At 53.4% G+C, this 5,051-nt stretch carries 5 protein-coding genes; 2 read left to right on the top strand and 3 right to left on the bottom strand.

What is annotated here, in order from left to right:
* On the top strand, positions 1–266 hold a 266-nt coding region (locus tag ACWVCN_RS06415; RefSeq protein ID WP_455244730.1), incomplete at its 5' end, for a PKD domain-containing protein.
* Between the two features lie 137 nt (positions 267–403).
* Here the strand turns inward: ACWVCN_RS06415 and ACWVCN_RS06410 are convergent.
* The 3 genes from ACWVCN_RS06410 to ACWVCN_RS06400 form a co-directional block, all read right to left on the bottom strand.
* Positions 404–1,966: an aKG-HExxH-type peptide beta-hydroxylase gene (locus tag ACWVCN_RS06410; protein WP_455244729.1), complete on the bottom strand. Its 1,563-nt coding sequence runs from the start codon at positions 1,964–1,966 to the stop codon at positions 404–406.
* A 68-nt stretch (positions 1,967–2,034) separates the two neighbouring features.
* On the bottom strand, positions 2,035–2,724 hold the full coding sequence (locus ACWVCN_RS06405; protein WP_455244728.1) for a hypothetical protein: 690 nt from the start codon (positions 2,722–2,724) through the stop codon (positions 2,035–2,037).
* A 225-nt stretch (positions 2,725–2,949) separates the two neighbouring features.
* A complete protein-coding gene (locus ACWVCN_RS06400) occupies positions 2,950–3,174 on the bottom strand; it encodes a hypothetical protein (RefSeq protein WP_455244727.1) in 225 nt (74 codons plus the stop codon).
* Positions 3,175–3,475: 301 nt separating this feature from the next.
* On the opposite strand from ACWVCN_RS06400, the gene ACWVCN_RS06395 reads away from it, so the two are divergent.
* Positions 3,476–4,951: an Rqc2 family fibronectin-binding protein gene (locus tag ACWVCN_RS06395; protein WP_455244726.1), complete on the top strand. Its 1,476-nt coding sequence runs from the start codon at positions 3,476–3,478 to the stop codon at positions 4,949–4,951.
* Positions 4,952–5,051 lie beyond the last annotated feature (100 nt).

Raw genomic sequence — 5,051 nt, 5'->3', positions numbered from 1 at the left:
CCGGAGCCAATCAAACCATGAAGGCGGGATCCAAAGTCAAATTGAACGGCCTGAAGAGCAGAGACCCCGAAGGGGAGGCGCTCTTCTATACATGGAGTCAAATCCGGGGCAGTAAGATTTCATTGCTTGGCGTCAACAATTCTGAAGCTTCGTTCCTGGCCCCGCGGGTCTCGACGCCGAAATTATTTCGTTTCAAGTTGAGGGTGACGGATAAAAAAGGGGCGGATAGTTTGCCGGCGTTTGTGGATGTGACGGTTGAACCGTAGCGAGATGGGGTGGCTGGGATGCATCCGATCCTAAGATGTTTCGGGTCCTTCCGTCGATCAATCGCTCGTCCTCGCACCCCGCCCCTGTTCTTATTAGCTGAATAGAGAATCACGCTTAGCACCTGAATTCACCAACCTCACGCTTTACTTAAGCGCACCGGGCCGTAGGTTTGGCGGGCGCGCTGGAGTTCTTTGATGTGTTTGCGGAGGGCGGGGGCGAACGAGGAGGCCATGACGGCGTTCCGATGTCGGGCGATGCGTTGCTCGGCTTTCGAGATCTCTTCTTCGAGCTGCCGGACCAACCGCGCGCCGGAGCCGGTGATCCATTTGAGGTGCCGGCCGGCATATTCAAGATCCTGAATCGAGTAACGGACTGACTCAATTTCTTCAAGACAACGAAAGCGTGCGCGCATAAGGTCGCGCTGCGTCAGCCCGGATTCCTTCCACTGTTTGATCCCTTTCTGCGTTTCGGCCCAGGATGAAAGTCGTTCAAACAGCAATGCCCCCATCGTGAATGTAAAGGCCGCGTGCAAAATGCCGCGAATCGGTCGCAGGCTCCGCCGCCAGGGAGAGTAGAAGATCTGTTGATTACGGTCGCCGTGATACATGACGTGTTTCCGCAGCAAGAGATTGAGATGATGGTGGCTGTTTTCGTGAATCAGATCATCGATGAGATCGAGATTGTCACGGTCGAAACAGTTGATGAAGGAGAGTCCTGGCCTATGACGATAGCTAAAACTCACGACCCCTTTTGCTCTCAGGGGAATGATCCGTGATGTGAGCAGCTCTAAGATGGCATGGCCTTCCGGCCACGCCTGCCCGATTACTTCCCATGCTCGTGTAATACGCCCAATCTGTTTCTGGTCGGTCGCGATGACTTTCTTCGGCTGCCGATCTTTTCCGTATTGCAACGTCGGGCCGATGGTCAAATATCCACTGGGTGTGCTGGCTGCTTCGACTGCCGCCTGCCTTGGCCAATACCAATCCACACTGTTGTTCATGAGTGAGAAGATGGGGATTCGTTGACCTGCCTTGAGCACGATCTCTCGCTTCCTGACTTCGAAATACACCGGCTGGCCGTACCGGCCTATCGATTTGGCAACCGATCGAGGAACTACGACTTCCTCTCCCGCCATTCCGATCGAGAGAGCGAAAGACTGTTCGGCGCGTTCGAAATTTTGAGCCAGGCTTCCTGAGACTTCCCATGCGCGAATTCCACGCCGTCCTATCCATAACATGGGCAGACGCGGGTCAAAGAACAGCGATTCCTGGATAATGTCCCGCGCGAGCTTCCTGCAAAGCCACTGCAATCTCGTTATGAGCCCTCCCACTTGCGGTCGCCCCCTCGGAAACAAATCGTCGAGGTAGCTGTTCTCAAAGAGTTTCTCTTCGCATTCGGCAAAGAGTTGTGCTGCGAAAGTCTCCTGATCTTTCTCCTGCTTCAATTGTTGAAGTACATCAAGGAAATAGACCAGATCGTTGATAGCCTCGATCCATCCCACGACTTTCCAATTCGAATAGTGTTCCGGCTTGAACGACTGTGCGAGATATCGGAAATAACTGACAGGGAGGTCCGTGGCGCTGGCGAGATCGGCATATTGGTCATCGATGTCCCGGCACAGATCCGAGAGCAACGTTCGCATGGACTGACGAAACTCGGACTGTAATCGTATGAGAGCCGGAAAATCGAACAGAGTCATGCGACACTCCTACAGGAGAAGAGCCATGACTCTATCGAAGAGTTGATAGTGCTGCAAGAACCGGCGTGTCAGGAGTTCCTGGGCGGGAAATACCCAATACTGTCGAGTCCGAGATCTCTCACGTGATTCATTAAATGACGGTCGAGCGCCGCCTGCATGGAATGCTCGAGCGGAGGCTTAGACCCGGGTATCACGGTAAAGGGAAGTTCATCCTTCCATAAGAGATGTCCATCCCGATCGACGAGGTAGAGATAAAGCCGACATAACTCTTTATTGTTCCATCCCCAATCACTGGGATGTCGCTCGGCATCGGCAACCCGACCGAACAACACCGCATCGACGATGAGTTCCCGGGAAAGGGATCTTGCAGTTTCAGCCCGCTTCGTATCATCGTCGGACAGCCCGGGCGCCGCCTGATGGGCTGGCGAGGATAATTCAACCCGTAGCGCCGTCTGCCGTTGGAGAATAGTTGAAAGCCGCGAGGCCATTTCATCGTCCCCTTCGACCGGTGCAACAGCAACGCTCGTCAGAGAAGAGCCTCCTAAAATTTCTGATGGTCTTTCAGTAGACACCCACGATTGTTCGAACGGCCGAAATGTGTCTTCGGTATTTCTCACTGAATCGACGCTTACCGCAGCTAGCCACGCTCCGGCAAGACAACCCTGCAGCATAAGGCTCCCAACCGCCAGCAGGCAAAGCGCGGCAGTTCTCCCAGCTCCAAGCGCTTTCTGGTTCGAAATGTACGGTTGGCAAATCATGATTGGCTCCATGTGAACCCCGCTGCTGCTTCTCAGCGCAATAACAATGCCTTGCTCATACCATCCCATAGCCCTTCTAACCTGTCGAGATTATAGTGGTTTGCGCGCAGGCATCGGACGAGGTACTCAATGATCCCCCTGCAAAGCGTGGGAATACGACACTGCCCCGTACAAGAGAGAACAGCATCTGTCAGGTTTCAGCGCCGCGTATCGTATGTTGGAAAATCATGCCGACGCTTTAGATGAGCCAACAAGGGCCACTGGCGGCACAGGCTTCAAGAGATGCAATGCCCCAGCCTCCTGAATCATACGGTTGCGAAGAATCAATGGATCCACGACGTTGCCGCAGGCCACGCAACGCCATGCTTTCATCCACATGGGATGATAGCTTTCTCTCATATCAATCAAGTCATCGGCGACCATGAGTCCATCACACTTAGCACAACGCATGGGATCCTCCTCTCCCGAAGTGAGTGGCCCAGTGCATATCCGCGAATAAGCGAAATCTTAGGAGACTTGTGTCACCTCTCCTCCAAGCAAGCCGAACAAGCAAGCCGAATGCCAGGAATACCTAAACAGGCTTGCGGGTTTTATTGCTGAATCGTAGAGTACGAGCAGGACTGAACCTGCGTATGTGAAGGAAAATTGTGACCGGTTTGGCCCCATTGGTCAGAATTGACGAGTCAGGTAGGTGCAAGGACAGGCAATCCTAACTGTTCCTTGCCGAATCATTGAAGGGTTTAGCCATCACATGGCGATCGGTGCGCGCATGTCTCTGACGGCAAATGAAATACACAACGTGCTGGAAGAGATACGGCCGGCGATTCAGGGTGGCTGGCTTCAAAAAATCCACCAACCATCAGATCGCTCGATTGTCCTCGAAGTTCGTGCTCCTGGCAGGACTCACCGACTCCTCATTTCATGCGACCCTAATATCTGCCGACTTCATCTGCTGTTCCATCCCTCAACAAACCCTGAGAGCCCCCCTCCCTTCTGCCAATTCCTTCGTGGCCATCTCCAAGGGGCACGGATAGATGGGATCGAACAAATTCCTGATGACAGAATTGTGACCCTACGCCTCACTACCAAAGAGGGCCCTCGGGAACTCGTGTGCGGATTGACAGGGAAAACAGCGAACCTGCTGGTTCTGGACGAAAACCACAGGATTATGCGGGACCTCAACCGGCAGCAAGGGAACACGGGACGACTCTACCAAGCGCCACCTCAACAGAAGCCCGGCACCACACGACCGGCGAGCCGGCGATTCTCATCATCGCCGGAGTCAGAAGGCTATTCTTTATCAGCCGCAATTGAGGACTATTTCCGTGAGAAGGAAATCACCAGGGCCCGGAATGATGCCATCGACGAGCGGCGCCGGGTGCTGGGGAAAACCATCAAGAGAGAAGAGCGGCGAATTGCAGCCTGGAAGAACGACTTGGCAAAAACCAAGAAGTACCGAGACTACGTCCGTTACGGAGAGCTGATCAAAACGAATTTGCACTCCGTCAAGAAAGGCATGGACCACATTACAGTGATCGATTACTTCGACGAATCTATGCCGGAAGTTACTGTCCCGATCGACCCTACAAGATCACCCCGTAGCAATATGGACGACTATTTCAAGAAACACCGGAAATACTTGGCTGCCGACCGGGAGTTGAAACCTCGGATTGCCCAGGCGGAGCAGACTCTTGCCAGACTCAGGCACGAACTCGCGGAAATCGAAGAAGGAACCTGGTTGCAACCGCCTTCCCTGCGCACAGTTCTGCAAGCTAAAGCGGCAACCGCTTCACCTCCGCGCAAGATTCCTCATCATGACCGCCGAGGCCCGTTCCGGAGATTTATTTCGACAGACGGGCTTCCCATCTTTGTCGGACGCAATGCGAAAGAAAATGACGAGTTGACGTTCGGCATCGCAAAAAGTGACGACCTTTGGCTCCATGCGAGGGGTACACCGGGATCGCACGTGGTCATACGCCTCGAAAAGGGCATGGATCCACCGCCTGAGACATTGCAGGACGCCGCAACTCTCGCGTTGCTCTATAGTGATCTTAAGAAAAGCGGGAAAGGGGAAGTCATCTATACAAAACGTAAGTGGGTAAAGAAAGCAAAGGGCCAAGCGACCGGCGCCGTTTTCGTCACGCAAGAAAAATCCCTATACATCAATCTCGATCGACAACGCCTGGAAGCGCTGAAGATGCGAAGTAATAGAGAACAACCCGCGTAACCTACCTGATTGTTTGAACTTCAATAATCCTTTTTCCTAGGGAGATTCGGCAGTCTGAGTTATCCTGACATACAGGATTCAACGCTAGCGGAGGACGATT

The sequence above is a fragment of the Petrachloros mirabilis genome (assembly GCF_975968855.1).
The sequence above is the reverse complement of the archived record's forward strand: the minus strand, read 5'-3'. Positions and strand labels throughout refer to the sequence as shown.